Annotated in this window: 11 protein-coding genes; 6 read left to right on the top strand and 5 right to left on the bottom strand. The window is 72.0% G+C overall.

Annotation, left to right across the window (positions count from 1 at the left end):
- Positions 1-16: 16 nt before the first annotated feature.
- The 6 genes from ACYVK7_RS22065 to ACYVK7_RS22090 all read left to right on the top strand — a co-directional run bounded on the left by ACYVK7_RS22065 (position 17) and on the right by ACYVK7_RS22090 (position 6,960).
- A complete protein-coding gene (locus ACYVK7_RS22065; RefSeq protein ID WP_460889871.1) occupies positions 17-1,039 on the top strand; it encodes a hydroxyacid dehydrogenase in 1,023 nt (340 codons plus the stop codon).
- A complete protein-coding gene (locus ACYVK7_RS22070; protein WP_460889872.1) occupies positions 1,036-2,991 on the top strand; it encodes a DUF2264 domain-containing protein in 1,956 nt (651 codons plus the stop codon). Before ACYVK7_RS22065 ends, ACYVK7_RS22070 begins: the two co-directional genes overlap by 4 nt.
- Positions 2,992-3,059: 68 nt before the next feature.
- Positions 3,060-4,355 (top strand): extracellular solute-binding protein, encoded by a 1,296-nt coding sequence (locus ACYVK7_RS22075; RefSeq protein ID WP_460889873.1) that lies wholly within the window; start codon positions 3,060-3,062, stop codon positions 4,353-4,355.
- Between the two features lie 126 nt (positions 4,356-4,481).
- On the top strand, positions 4,482-5,435 hold the full coding sequence (locus ACYVK7_RS22080) for a carbohydrate ABC transporter permease (protein ID WP_460889874.1): 954 nt from the start codon (positions 4,482-4,484) through the stop codon (positions 5,433-5,435).
- A complete protein-coding gene (locus ACYVK7_RS22085) occupies positions 5,435-6,274 on the top strand; it encodes a carbohydrate ABC transporter permease (protein ID WP_460889875.1) in 840 nt (279 codons plus the stop codon). Before ACYVK7_RS22080 ends, ACYVK7_RS22085 begins: the two co-directional genes overlap by 1 nt.
- Positions 6,271-6,960 carry a DUF624 domain-containing protein gene (locus ACYVK7_RS22090; protein ID WP_460889876.1) on the top strand — a complete coding sequence of 230 codons (690 nt, stop codon included), beginning with the start codon at positions 6,271-6,273 and terminating at the stop codon, positions 6,958-6,960. Before ACYVK7_RS22085 ends, ACYVK7_RS22090 begins: the two co-directional genes overlap by 4 nt.
- A 92-nt stretch (positions 6,961-7,052) precedes the next feature.
- Here the strand turns inward: ACYVK7_RS22090 and ACYVK7_RS22095 are convergent, their stop codons facing one another.
- The 5 genes from ACYVK7_RS22095 to ACYVK7_RS22115 form a co-directional block, all read right to left on the bottom strand.
- A complete protein-coding gene (locus tag ACYVK7_RS22095) occupies positions 7,053-7,955 on the bottom strand; it encodes a sugar phosphate isomerase/epimerase family protein (RefSeq protein WP_460889877.1) in 903 nt (300 codons plus the stop codon).
- Positions 7,952-9,178 carry a dihydrodipicolinate synthase family protein gene (locus ACYVK7_RS22100; protein ID WP_460889878.1) on the bottom strand — a complete coding sequence of 409 codons (1,227 nt, stop codon included), beginning with the start codon at positions 9,176-9,178 and terminating at the stop codon, positions 7,952-7,954. Before ACYVK7_RS22100 ends, ACYVK7_RS22095 begins: the two co-directional genes overlap by 4 nt.
- On the bottom strand, positions 9,175-10,305 hold the full coding sequence (locus tag ACYVK7_RS22105; RefSeq protein WP_460890022.1) for a Gfo/Idh/MocA family protein: 1,131 nt from the start codon (positions 10,303-10,305) through the stop codon (positions 9,175-9,177). The genes ACYVK7_RS22100 and ACYVK7_RS22105 overlap by 4 nt, the downstream gene beginning before the upstream one ends.
- Before the next feature lie 133 nt (positions 10,306-10,438).
- Positions 10,439-11,548: a LacI family DNA-binding transcriptional regulator gene (locus ACYVK7_RS22110; RefSeq protein ID WP_460889879.1), complete on the bottom strand. Its 1,110-nt coding sequence runs from the start codon at positions 11,546-11,548 to the stop codon at positions 10,439-10,441.
- A 75-nt stretch (positions 11,549-11,623) separates the two neighbouring features.
- The gene (locus tag ACYVK7_RS22115) at positions 11,624-12,829 is read right to left on the bottom strand and encodes a glycosyltransferase (protein WP_460889880.1); all 1,206 of its coding nucleotides are present in this window, start codon (positions 12,827-12,829) and stop codon (positions 11,624-11,626) included.
- Between the last annotated feature and the right edge of the window lie 10 nt (positions 12,830-12,839).

Consider the following 12,839-nt stretch of genomic DNA (forward strand, 5'->3'; position numbering starts at 1 on the left):
GGAGAGGAGAGCGGTGGTGCGGCGACCTGAGGTCCTGCTCGTCATGGATGACCGAGCCCGGCGTATGCAGTTCGGTCCCGAGGAGGACACCCGGCTGCGTGAGCTCGCGAGGCTCGGCGACCCTGTGCGCGTCACCGCCTACGACACGCCGGAGGCGAAGGAACGGCTGGCCGACGTCGAGGTGCTCCTCACGTCGTGGGGCGCCCCCCGGGTCACGCCGGAGGTGCTGGACCTCGCGCCGAACCTGCGCGCGGTGCTGCACTGCGCCGGCACCGTGCGGCCGCTTGTGTCCGACGCGGTCTGGGACCGTGGCCTGCTCGTCACCAACGCAGTGGCGGAGAACGCGCTGCCCGTCGCGGAGTTCACGGTGGCCGCGATCTTCATGGCGGGCAAGAAGGCACCGTTCCTCGCGAGCCTCGCCCGTACCCGGCGCGACGACTGGTCCTACCTCGGTGAGCAGGCGGTCCTCTCCAACCGGGACCGAGTGATCGGGATCGTCGGCTTCTCCCGGACGGGGCGCCAGGTGGTGGCCAGGCTGACCGTGCCGGGCTCGGGCCCGGAGACGCGGGAGATCCTCGTCGCCGACCCCTTCGCGGATGCCGCCGACGTGGCCGCAGCGGGTGCGCGGCTGGTGCCGCTCGACGAGCTGCTCGCGGCGTCCGACATCGTCTCGCTGCACGCCCCGGAGCTGCCCTCGACGCGCAAGCTGATCGGAGCACGCGAGCTGGCCCTCATGCCCGACGGTGCCACCCTGATCAACACCGCGCGGGGCGCCGTGGTGGACACCGCCGCGCTGGAGCACGAGTGCGCGGGCGGCCGCATCTACGCGATGCTCGACGTCACCGAGCCGGAGCCGCTGCCGGCGTCGTCCGTGCTGTACGACCTGCCGAACGTCATGATCACGCCGCACATCGCCGGGTCGCTCGGCACGGAGACGCGGCGCATGACCGCGGCCGCGCTCGACGAGCTGGAGCGGTACACGCGGGGCGACGCGCCACGCAGCGCCGTGACGCGCGCGGACATGGAGTTCGTCGCATGAGCCGCCACGTGTCGCACGCCGTGACCAGCGGTTCGGGAACCGCCGGGCCGGAGGCACGCGCCTGGCTCGCCGGGTACGCCGACCGGCTCCTCGCCGGGGTCCGGCCGTACGCCTCCCCGAGCGGTTCGCTCATCACCCTGCCCGGTGCGCCCGGCGGGTACGGCACCGCCGTCGACGGTCTCGAGGGCTTCGCGCGCACGTTCCTGCTGGCCGGCTTCCGGCTCGCGGGGGAGGACGGGGCAGATCCGACGGGTCTCGCCGAGCGGTACGCGGCCGGGCTCGCCGCCGGGACCGACTCGGGCCACGCCGAGCGCTGGACGCGGCCGGAGGAGCACGGCCAGGCCAAGGTCGAGGCGGCCTCCCTCGCCCTCATCCTCGACATGACGCGCCCCTGGATCTGGGACCGGCTGTCGCCCGACGTGCAGGAACGCACCGTCGAGTACCTCGGTTCCGTCGTGGGCGACCGCGACTACCCAGACAACAACTGGGTCTGGTTCCGCATCGTCGTGGAGACCTTCCTGCGTTCGGTCGGTGGCCCGTTCTCCGCCGACGACGTCCAGCGCGATCTCGCGGCGCACGACCGGTTCCACCGTCCGGGCGGCTGGTTCGCCGACGGTCCCGAGCGGAGCTTCGACCACTACGCGGGCTGGGCGCTGCACCTGTACCCGGCCCTGTGGGCGCGGATGTCCGGCGCGGCGTCCGTGGCGCAGGCGGCGGGCGAGGACCTGGCGGCGCGGTCCGCGAACGACCGCGTCCACCTGGAGCGCTACCTCGACGACGCGCTGGCTCTCGTCGGGTCCGACGGCTCGCCGCTCATCCAGGGGCGCAGCCTCGGCTACCGGTTCGCGGCGGCGGCGCCCTTCTGGGCCGGCGCCCTCGCGGGTGTCGGCAGCCCGGGCCGCCTCCGGGAGGCGGCGACGCGCATCGTGCGGCACTTCGCCGAGCACGAGGTGCCGGGACCTGACGGGCTCCTCACGCTCGGCTGGCACCACCCGTGGCGCCCGATCGCCCAGCGGTACAGCGGTCCCGGATCGCCCTACTGGGCGAGCAAGGGCCTGCTGGGCCTCGCCCTCCCGGCGTCGCACGAGGTGTGGACGGCCGCGCCCGAGCCGCTCCCCGTGGACGTCGGTGACGTGCTCACCGTCGCGTCCGCGCCCGGCTGGGCGATCAGCGCCACACGCGACGACGGCATAGCGCGCGTGATCAACCACGGTACGGACCACGCGCTGCCCGGCGCGGACGGTGGCGACTCGCCGCTCTACGCGCGGCTCGGCTACTCGACGGCGACGTCACCGCTGCTCGACGGTGCGGCCTGGACCTCGCCCCTCGACCAGTCGGTGGTCCTGCTGGACGCGGCGGACGAGGCGACCCACCGCACGGGCTTCGAGCCCGTGTCCGTGCCTGTCGAGGAGCCCGCGACGGCGGCGGCCCTCGCCTCCGTCGCCGACGTGCACTGGGTCGAGGCCGACCTCTCCGTCCCGGACCACGGGTCGGGGCGGCCCGGCCGCTCGACACCGGCGGGCCGGGTCACCACCGTGTCGCTGGTCCGTGGCGCCTGGGAGGTCCGGCTGGTTCGGGTCTCGGAGAGTTCCGCCGACGCCGTCGCGCTGCGGATCGGCGGCTGGGCCGCCGGGCCGGGGCTCGTCTCGGCCCTGGTCCCGCTCCTCGGTGACATCGCGCCGGTCTGCGGAGAGGCGACGTCCGACGACGCCACCCCGCTGGCCGGTCCGACGACCACGCCCTGGTCCCGGTACGCGCCGGTCCCCGACGGCTGGGTCGCCGTGGGCGTACACCTGACGCGCACGCAGGACGCCTCGCCGAACGGCGGCCCTGCCGCGCCACGAACCGCCACAGGGACGCGGGGGACCGGGCAGCCGCGCCTCGAGCTCACCGCCGGGCAGGTCACCGTGACCTGGCCGGACGGGGAACGGACCACGGCAACCCTGCCCTGAACCACTCACGCCCTCGACGGTCACCGCCGGGGCGTCGTACGAACGAAACCACTCGAAGGAGAGTAGAGATGAACCGCAAGATCATGAGCGCGGTCGGTGTTGCCGCCGCCGCGACGCTGGCCCTGACGGGGTGCGGCGGAGAAGCAGAGCCCGCTGCCGCGGAGGGCCCGGTGACCATCAGCCTGGCCGGCTGGGACTTCGCGTCCACGCCGGAGTTCCAGACGCTCGCGGACGCCTATCACGAGGCGAACCCGGACGTCACCGTGGAGCTCAAGGAGTACCCAGCGGGCGACGACTACGACACGGCACTCACCGCGGACCTGTCCGCCGGCGCCGCGCCGGACATCTTCATCGTGAAGAACCTGAAGAACTACGTCACGTTCACCGAGGGCGGCACGCTGCTCGACATCTCGGACGTGGCGGCGGAGCTCGACCCGGCGACGGGCGGGCTGGAGCCGATGGCGGTCGACGGCGTCACCTACGCGGTGCCCTACCGCCAGGACTCGTGGCTGCTCTACTACAACAAGGCCCTGTTCGAGAAGGCCGGCGTCGACCTGCCGGACGGGTCCTGGACCTGGGACGACTACGCGGCCGCCGCGGAGGAGCTGACCAAGGGCATCGGCGAGAAGCAGGTCACCGGCACCTACCTGCACAGCTGGCAGTCCACCGTGCAGGGCTTCGCGCTCGCACAGACCGAGGGCGCGGCGCTGGACGGCGGGGACTTCTCGTTCCTCGCGCCGTACTACGAGCGTGAGCTCGCCACGCAGGACAGCGGCGCACAGCCGTCCTACGCCACGGTCACCACCAACGAGCTGACCTACCAGGCGCAGTTCGGTACCCAGAAGGCGGCCATGATGCCGATGGGCTCCTGGTACATCGGCACGCTCGTCGCGGAGCAGGAGTCGGGCGCGGCGGAGAAGTTCGAGTGGGGCATCGCACCGATCCCGCAGCTCGACGAGTCGACGACCGGCACGGAGAGCACGCCGGTCACGTTCGGTGACCCGACCACGATGGGCATCAACGCCGGCATCGACGAGTCGAAGATCGAGACCGCCAAGGACTTCCTGCGGTTCGCCGCCGGCCCGGAGGGTGCAGCGGCGCTCGCCGAGATCGGCATCACGCCGGCCCTGATCGACGATGCCGTGGCCGACGCGATCTTCTCGCTGGAGGGTGTGCCGCAGGACGATGTGTCCCGGTTCGCCTACACCACGCACGAGACGCTGCCGGAGAACCCGGTGGGTCAGAACACGGCGTCCATCCAGACCATCCTGGGCGAGATGCACTCGGCGGTCATGTCGGAGTCCACCCCGGTGGACGAGGCGATCACCGAGGCCGAGGAACGCGTGGCCAACGAGGTCGGCTAACCCCTCCGGCCGTGGGCGTGACCGTTGCGACTGAACCAGACGCACAGTCGCGACGGTCGCGCCCACGGCCAAGAGCTGGCCCGCGCGGGCCCCGGACCATCACGCACTTCAGAGGAGACATCCCCCATGACGACACCGGTCGTCGGCGACAAGCGGAGCCTCGGGTTCTCGCAGCCCGCGCCCCCGCCGCCGCTCAAGACCCCACGCACGTCGCTCAAGATGCGCAACGCGCTGATCGGCTGGACGTTCATCCTGCCGAACTTCCTCGGCTTCGCCGTACTCACCCTGACGCCGGTGTTCACGCTGTTCTACATGTCCCTGACGGACTGGAACATCTTCGGGACCGCCAAGTGGGTCGGCCTCGACAACTTCGCCAGGCTGGTGGGCGACAAGAGCTTTCACATAGCGCTCGGCAACACCTTCTACTACGCGGCGCTGCACATCCCGATCACCATCGCGGTGTCCCTCGGCCTCGCGCTGCTGCTCAACCAGAAGCTGCGCGGCGCCGCGTTCTTCCGCACCGTGGCGTTCTTCCCGTACATCACGTCGATCGTCGCGGTCGCGGTGGTGTGGAACATGCTGTTCAGCCCCGAGTTCGGGCCGATCAACCAGTTCCTCGGCCTGTTCACCGACGGCGACGTGCCGGGCTGGACGGTCTCCAAGGACTGGGCGATGCCTGCCGTGATCATCGTGGGCACCTGGAAGGACATGGGCTACTACATGCTCCTGTTCCTGGCCGGTCTGCAGACCGTGCCGACCGAGCTGCACGAGGCCGCCCGGATCGACGGCGCCGGCGTCTGGCAGCGGTTCTGGAACGTCACCCTGCCCTGCCTGCGGCCCACGATGTTCTTCGTGACCGTCATGGTCACGATCCAGAGCCTGAAGGTCTTCGACCTGATCCTCGTCATGACCGACGGCGGTCCGGGACAGGCGACCCTCGTGCTCAGTCAGTACATCTTCCAGAAGGGCTTCGAGCAGTTCCAGTTCGGGTACGCCTCCGCGATCGCCGTCGTCCTGTTCCTCATCTGCATCCTCGTGACCGTGGTGCAGTTCCTGTACAACAAGCGGAGGGATGCGTGATGGCCGCCCGTACGTCCGCGCTCCGGAAGTCCGGCCGGGTCCTGCTCTACGCGACGATGATCGTCGCGGCGGCGGGCATCATGCTGCCGTTCGCCTGGATGGTGATCTCGTCACTGAAGCTCAACAACCAGGTGTTCACGGCACCGGTGCAGTGGATCCCGGATCCGGTGCAGTGGCGCAACTACATGGACATCTGGGTCAAGGCCGACATGGTCACCTGGGTGCGCAACACCCTGGTCGTGTCCGTGGCCGTGACCTTCCTGCAGGTGCTGACCGGCAGCTTCGCCGCCTACGGCTTCGCCAAGATGCGTTTCCCCGGCCGGGACGTGCTGTTCCTGCTGTACATCGGGACCATCGCGGTGCCGTGGCAGTCCTACATGATCCCGCAGTTCCAGATGCTCTCGAGCTGGGGGCTCAACAACACCCTGTGGGCGATCATGCTGCTGCAGGCGTTCGGCGCGTTCGGCGTGTTCCTGATGAAGCAGTACTACGAGTCCATCCCGGACTCGCTGTCGGAGGCGGCGCGCATCGACGGGCTCTCCGAGTACGGGATCTGGTGGCGCATCATCATGCCGCTGTCGGTGCCGGCCCTGGCGTCCCTGACGATCATCACGTTCGTCCAGACCTGGAACGACTACCTCGGCCCCCTCATCTACCTGCGTGAGCGGCCGCTGTGGACCATCCAGCTCGGCCTGCAGTCGTTCATCGGGGAGTACAACGCCGAGCACGCGCTGATCATGACGGGCTCGGTGCTGTCGGTGCTGCCGATCGCGCTGATCTTCCTCTTCGGCCAGCGCTACTTCATCCAGGGCATCGCGACGACGGGTGTGAAGGGATGACCACCGCGGACACCGCGGGGGCAGCGCCTCGCCGCCGGCCGCTGATCGGGCCGGAGACCTACGAGATGGTGTTCGGCACCGTCTACACGGGGCTCATGACCAACATGCTCCTGGCCGTCGCCTGCCTGCCCCTCGTGGTGCTGGTGGCGGTGACGGATCCTGCGGCGAGCTGGCCGTACCTCGCCGTGGCCGCGCCCCTGCTGGGACCGGCCCTCGCCGCCGCCTTTGCGGTGTTCGGCGTCTTCGGCTCCGACGGGTCGACGGCGGTCGTGCGCACCTTCGCACGGGCCTGGCGCCGGCACCTGCGTCGAGGGCTGGCGATCGGGGCGCTCGCGACGGGCGCCGTCGTCGTCGCCGCCGTCGACGTGGCGTTCTTCTGGGGCCGCAGTGCCGGCGCGGTAGCGATCCCGGTGCTGGTGACGCTCGCCGTCCTTGCGGTGCTGACTGCCGTGCTCGCCCTGGCCGCGGTGCCCGAGATGCCGGGCGCGCGCCTGCGCGACGTGCTGCTGGCGGCTCTCGTGCTCGGGGTCCGGCGCTGGTATCTCTCGGCCGGGGTCCTGGTCGTGCTCGGCCTGCTGGTGTCGCTCCTGGCGGCCCGCCCCGTGGTGGGCCTGGGCTTCGCGGCCGCCCCGCTGCTGTACGCGGTCTGGGGCATGTGCCGGTTCGTCCTGCGCCCGGCGAGCTAGCTCATCCGCCGAGTGGTCGGTAGAAAGTCAGGTGGTCGGCACCCCCGGGGGTGCCGACCACCTGACCTTCTACCGACCATCCGTGTTCGCGGCTACAGGTGCGGGGCCACGTGCTTGTCGTAGCGGGACACCACCGTCGCTGCCGTCTTCCACGCCGGGCGGGCCCAGATCTCCTCGTTGAAGATCTCCGTCTCGATGTCGCCCACGTAGCCGGCGTCGCGCACCCAGCCCGTGATCGTCTCGAAGTCGATGTACCCGTCACCCACGTGACCGCGCGAGTTCAGGGGATCCGCCGCGAGCGGCAGCACCCAGTCGCACACCTGGTACGAGGCGATGCGGTCCTCCCGGCCCGCCCGCGCGATGGACTTGCGCAGCGCCGGGTCCCACCACACGTGATACGTGTCCACCACGACGCCCACCTCGGACGCCGCGAACGGAGCCGCCAGGTCCAGCGCCTGTGCGAGCGTGGAGATCACCGCGCGGTCGGCGGCGAAGATCGGGTGCAAGGGCTCGAGCACGATCCGCACGCCGTGCTCGGCGGCGAACGGCACGAGGTCGCCGATCCGGTCGGCGACCCGGCCGCGGGTGGCGACGAGGTCCCGGTCCGCGTCCGGCGCCGGAGCCCCGCCCGGCGTGGACCCCGCCAGCCCGCCGACCACGAAGACCAGCTCCGTGGTGCCGATCGTCGCTGCCTCCTCGATGGCCAGCTTGTTGTCGTCGAGCGCGGCGCGGATCCCGGCGTCGTCCGCCGCGGTGAGGAACCCGCCGCGGCACAGGGACGACGCACGCAGCCCGGCCTCGGAGATGATGCGAGCCGCCTCGGACGCGCCAACGTCGTGCACCACGTCGCGCCACGGTCCGACGGCGCCGAACCCCGCGGTGGCCGCCGCGTCGCATGCCTCCGCGAGCGAGGCGTGCTTGACGGTCGCCGTGTTCAGGGAAGCCCGGTTCCTGAGCCGCCCGGCCCCGGTGGCCTGGGTTTCTGGCGCGTTCATGAGGTGACCCCGTTCGTCGTGAGGAACCCGCGCAGGCGGGCGGCGGCCAGGGGCGGGTCGAGCAGCATGCCGCAGCCGTCGGCCAGCCGGGCCAGCTCGACGAGGTGGCGCAGCGACCGGCCGGAGTGCAGCCCGCCCACCAGGGCGAACCCGGGCTGGAAACCGTTGAGCCAGGACAGGAACGCGATCCCGGTCTTGTAGTAGTACGTGGGCGCGGCGAAGATGTGCCGCCCCAGCGCCTCGGTCGAGGCCAGGATCTTGTGCCCGCCCTCGGCGTCGCCGGCGTCGAACGCCTGGAGCGCCGTCGAGGCGGCCGGGTAGATCGCCGCGAAGATGCCGAGCAGCGCGTCCGAGTGGCCCTGCTCGTCCCCGGCGATCAGCTCGGGATAGTTGAAGTCGTCGCCGGTGTACAGCCGCGGCCGGACGCCGTCGTCGGAGGGCAGCGCCGCGAGCGAACGGCGCAGGCCCACCTCGTGCGCGGCGTCCAGCAGCGACACCTTGACGCCGTCGATGCGGGGCTGGTGGGCGCGGACCAGGTCGAGGAACGTCGCGGTGGCGTCGTCCACGGAGTCCGAGCCCCAGTAGCCGGCCAGCGCAGGGTCGAACATCGTGCCCAGCCAGTGCAGGATCACGGGCCGCTCGGCGTCGGCCAGGACGGCGTCGTACACGCGGGCGTAGTCCTCGGGCCCGCGGGCGACCTTCGCCAGGGCACGCGAGGCCATGACGATGACCTGCGCACCGGCGTCCTGCACCAGGTGCACCTGCTCGCGGTACGCGTCGGCCACCGTGGCCAGCCCGGCGTCACCCGGGACCAGCGCGGCGACGACGTCGGGCGCGAGCTGGTCGGTCCCGGCACCACAGGCGACGCGGGCGCCCACCGAGGCGGCCTCGGCGGCGGACCGCCGCACGAGCTCCTGCGTCGCGGCCCAGTCGAGCCCCATGCCGCGCTGGGCCGTGTCCATCGCGTCGGCCACGCCGAGCCCGTGCTCCCAGATGCGGTGCCGGTACGCGAGGGTCGAGTCCCAGTCGACGACGGCGGGAGCGCCCGGCACGTTCTCCGCGCCGAGCTGCGGCACCACGTGGGCCGCCGCGAAGGCGACGCGGGAGGTGATCGGTCCCGACGGCGTCGTCCAGGGCCCCGGGGCGCCGAGGGACACGGTCTCCGTACCGGTGACCCGGCCGTCGCCGTCGAACACCGGGAGCTCGACCGGAGCCCCGCTCACAGCGTGATCTCCGGGACGTCGAGGCGGCGACCCTCAGCGGACGACTGGAGCCCCAGCTCGGCGAGCTGCACGCCGCGCGCCGCCGACAGCAGGCCGAAGCGGTGCGGACGCCCCGCCACGACGTCGCGCAGGAACTCCTCCCACTGCAGCTTGAAGCCGTTGTCGAGGTCGGCGTTCGCGGGGACGTCGAGCCACTGGTCGCGGAACGGCTCGGTGACCGGCAGGTCCGGGTTCCACACGGGCTTGGGGGTGTGCGAACGGTGCTGGGCCCGGCACTCCCGCAGACCGGCGACGGCGGAGCCGTGGGTGCCGTCCACCTGGAACTCGACGAGCTCGTCGCGGAACACGCGCACCGCCCAGGACGAGTTGATCTGCGCCACGACGTCGTCGCCGCCGGGCGTGGTGATGTCGAAGATGCCGTACGCGGCGTCGTCGGCCGTGGCGGCGTACTCGGCGCCGCGCTCGTCCCAGCGGGTCGGGATGTGCGTGACCGTCCTGGCCGTCACGGTCCGGACCTGCCCGAGGATGCCCTCGAGCACGTAGTTCCAGTGGCAGAACATGTCGGTGGTCATGCCACCGCCGTCCTCCTTGCGGTAGTTCCACGAGGGACGCTGGGCAGGCTGCGTGTCGCCCTCGAAGACCCAGTACCCGAACTCGCCCCGCAGCGACAGGATGCGGCCGAAGAAGCCCTCGTCCACGAGCCGGCGCAGCTTGACCAGGCCCGGCAGGTACAGCTTGTCGTGCACGACGCCGACCGTCACGCCCGTCTCGGTCTGGAGCCGCGCCAGCTCGATCGCCTCGGTGAGCGTCTCCGCCGTCGGCTTCTCGGTGTAGACGTGCTTGCCCTGCTTCATCGCCTTGGCGAGCGTCGCGGGACGCAGGTTGGTCATGGCGGCGTCGAACACGATGTCGGCGTCCGCGATGGCCGAGTCGAGGTCGGTCGTCCAGTGCTCGACGTCGTGCAGCGCGGCGAGCTCCTTGAGCTTGTCCGCGTTGCGGCCCACCAGCACGGGCTCGACCTGGACCCGCGAACCGTCGGGGAGCGTGACCCCGCCCTGGTCGCGGATCGGCAGGATCGAGCGCACGAGGTGCTGGCGGTAACCCATGCGGCCGGTGACGCCGTTCATGGCGATGCGAAGTGTGGTCACGGGCGAGACTCCATCGTCGGTACGGAATGCGCTTTCCCAAAGAGGGTAGCGCACGATCCGGTGGTGAGTACATGCCGGGATGCGACGGGCCCGCGGTGCGGCGGGTCGTCGATCAGGCGCGGTCGATGAACCGCTCGGGCGTCGACTCCCGGAGGACCACCTCACCGCTGATCCGGGTCCGAGCCGCTGCCGAGCGGCCGAGCGCCAGCTCGGTCGCCAGCGCCCCGACCTCCGCCAGCTCGATCCGGACCGTCGTCAGCCCGGGCGAGACGTCGCGCAGGGTGTGGATGTCGTCGAACCCGGCGACGGCGACGTCGTCCGGCACGCTCCGGCCGGCGTCGCGGACCGCCGCCATCGCGCCGACCGCCATGACGTCGTTGACGGCGAACACCAGCTCGGGCAGGCCGTCGTCGGCCGTGGGGGCGTCGGCGCGCGAGATCAGCTCACGCATCGCCGAGTACCCGCCGTCCCTGGTGAACTCGCACGTCAGCACGTCACCAGGTGTGACAGGGCTGCCGAGCTCCGCCAGCGCCCCGGCGAACCCGTCCGTCCGGTCGGCGGCCGTGCGGTGGCCGGTGGGGCCCGCGAGCACGGCGAACCGCCGGTAGCCCAGGCCGTGCAGGGCGCGGGCCAGGTCGGCCGCACCGTCGGCGTTCGCGATCTCGACGACCGGCAGGTCACCGACCGGCTGGCCGATCAGCGCCACCCCACCTCCGGCGTCCTGGAACGAGCGCAGCGCCGCTTCGAGCGCCCCGGCGGGCGGCACCCCGCCCGGCGCCGCGTCGCTGGCTGCCGCGTCGCTGGCCGCCGCCTCGTCGCCCGGCGCGAGGCGCCCTCCCGCAAGGATGATCGCGCGCGACCGCTGTCGCCGGGCGAGCTCGACGAAGGCGAGCTCGCGCCCGGGGCTGTGCTCCGTGGAGGACAGCGTGACGATCAGGCCCTCGCGCTCGGCGGCGCGGGCCACGCCGGCCGCGATGGTCGAGAAGTACGGGTCGGCGATGTCGTGCACCACGAGCCCGAGGGCCGACGTGCGGCCGCGGGCCATGGCCTGCGCGCTGGGGTCCGGGGAGTAGGCGAGGCGGCGTGCCGTCTCCAGCACACGCTCGCGCAGGTCCGCACGGACACTGCGGGTGGCGCTGCCGTTGATGGCGCGCGACGCCGTGGCGAGCGAGACGCCGGCCTCGCGGGCGACCTGGCTCAGGGTGACGGGGGCGTCGGACATGAGGTCATCTTGCCGTGTCCGGGCGGGTGGCGTGGTCCCACACGGTCGTCCGGGTGGGACCACGCCCGTCCTGGCTCAGACGCGGGCCGGCCGCAGGGCTGCCTCGCGGTGCGTGCGCTCGATGATGCTCGCGTAACCCGCGATCATCCGGACGTGGCTGAACCGGGGGCGCACGGCGGTGCGTGCCGACTCCAGCTCCTCCCGCCGGGCCGCCGCCTCGATCCAGGTGGCGGCGATCTCCTCGGGCTCGAACGACGTCACGAACCCGGTGCGCTCGACGATCGACGGCGCGTCACCCACCGGCGTGGTGACCGGGACCGCCCCGCACATGGAGCCCTCGATGAGGCACAGCGGTGCGGCCTCGCCGAACGTCGAGGTGAGGGCCACGACGTCGGCCGTCGCGTAGACCAGCTCCATGTCGTGCCGCACCCCGAGCAGCTGCAGCCGGTCGAGCAGGTCCGGCCGGTCACCGAAGATCCGGGCGAGGTCGTCCTGCAGTGCCCGGTTGGCGGCGCTCATGCCCGCGCCGCACATGAGCACCTGGCCCTTCGGCTCCAGGGAGAGGAACGTGCGGGCCGACCGCAGGAAGAGCTCGGGGTTCTTCATCTCGTCGTACCGCGCCGCGTAGACCACGACGCTCGCGTCGCCAGGGAGTCCGGCTGCGCCCCGCAGCGCGAGCCGGCGGGCGCCCTGCACCGGCCGGAACCGGGCGAGGTTGATGCCGTTGGGTACCACGCGCAGCAGGTCCGCCGGCACGCCGGCGTCGCGGTACGCGTCCCGCGTCGACTCCGCGCAGCAGACGACGGCGGCGAGCCGCCCCCGGTCCGCCGCGGTCAGGAGGTCGCCGAGGGCGTCGCCCTGATGCTCGGGGTCGGACCGGTGCAGGCAAGCGATCACCGGGCGGTCCGGGAACGCGTCCTGGTTCACGAGCCGGAGCGGCTGCTCCTTGAGCGAGAGCACCACGTGCGAGCTGCCTGCCTGGCGAGCCGCGGCCTGGAGCTCGGCCTCGGTGAAGACGCGAGGGTCGTGGCCTGCGTCGGTGCTCCGGCCCAGGGAGCCGATCCGGACGCCTGCGGCCCGCAGCGCGCGGTACCGGGGGTCGTCCTCCATGCGCTGGAGGGTGGCCTCACGCCGCACCTCGTGGTGCAGGCTCAGCACAGCATGCTGCTGACGGCCGCCCTGATGCAGACCGGCGACCACTGTCGAGTGCAGGACACGAGCCCCGCCGCTGAAGAAGCCCTCGTACAGCGAGAGCACACGCAAGCCGTTGCGCTGGATCACAGACACCACC

It is taken from the genome of Promicromonospora xylanilytica, from assembly GCF_054782895.1.

Coding starts and splice junctions, on each gene's coding strand:
- ACYVK7_RS22085 (WP_460889875.1), top strand. CDS start 5,435: ATGGCCGCCCGTACGTCCGCGCTCCGGAAGTCCGGCCGGGTCCTGCTC.
- ACYVK7_RS22070 (WP_460889872.1), top strand. CDS start 1,036: ATGAGCCGCCACGTGTCGCACGCCGTGACCAGCGGTTCGGGAACCGCC.
- ACYVK7_RS22080 (WP_460889874.1), top strand. CDS start 4,482: ATGACGACACCGGTCGTCGGCGACAAGCGGAGCCTCGGGTTCTCGCAG.
- ACYVK7_RS22105 (WP_460890022.1), bottom strand. CDS start 10,305: ATGAACGGCGTCACCGGCCGCATGGGTTACCGCCAGCACCTCGTGCGC.
- ACYVK7_RS22090 (WP_460889876.1), top strand. CDS start 6,271: ATGACCACCGCGGACACCGCGGGGGCAGCGCCTCGCCGCCGGCCGCTG.
- ACYVK7_RS22075 (WP_460889873.1), top strand. CDS start 3,060: ATGAACCGCAAGATCATGAGCGCGGTCGGTGTTGCCGCCGCCGCGACG.
- ACYVK7_RS22110 (WP_460889879.1), bottom strand. CDS start 11,548: ATGTCCGACGCCCCCGTCACCCTGAGCCAGGTCGCCCGCGAGGCCGGC.
- ACYVK7_RS22095 (WP_460889877.1), bottom strand. CDS start 7,955: ATGAACGCGCCAGAAACCCAGGCCACCGGGGCCGGGCGGCTCAGGAAC.